Below are 255 nucleotides of genomic sequence, written 5' to 3'. Positions count from 1 at the left end.
ATGAGTGCCAGCCTGGCACTGAAGCAGGTGCAAACAACATCCACCAGCACCAACCTGGCAAAACTAGAAGCGCAAGCCAATTATGCCGCAACGCAACTGGCAGCCGCCGGCGTTGCCCTTGAAGCTGCTGCAGCGGCACTTGCCTATCTCAAGGCACAGGCGTCGACTGCCCTGGCAGACTATACGCAAGTAGATAATCAACTGACGGCTGCCAAAGAAAGCCTGAAAACTGCTACGGCAAGTAAAGCTGCAGCC

The 255-nt window shown here is 55.7% G+C and carries 1 protein-coding gene; it reads left to right on the top strand.

Annotated features, from left to right (window positions below):
• A partial coding sequence (locus ACO0LF_RS31800) for a hypothetical protein (RefSeq protein ID WP_423021456.1) occupies positions 1-255 on the top strand: 255 nt, incomplete at both ends.

The organism is Undibacterium sp. Di27W (assembly GCF_049340345.1).
Lineage (GTDB): Bacteria > Pseudomonadota > Gammaproteobacteria > Burkholderiales > Burkholderiaceae_D > Undibacterium.
Note: the sequence above shows the minus strand (reverse complement) of the source record. Positions and strands in the feature narration are given on the sequence as shown.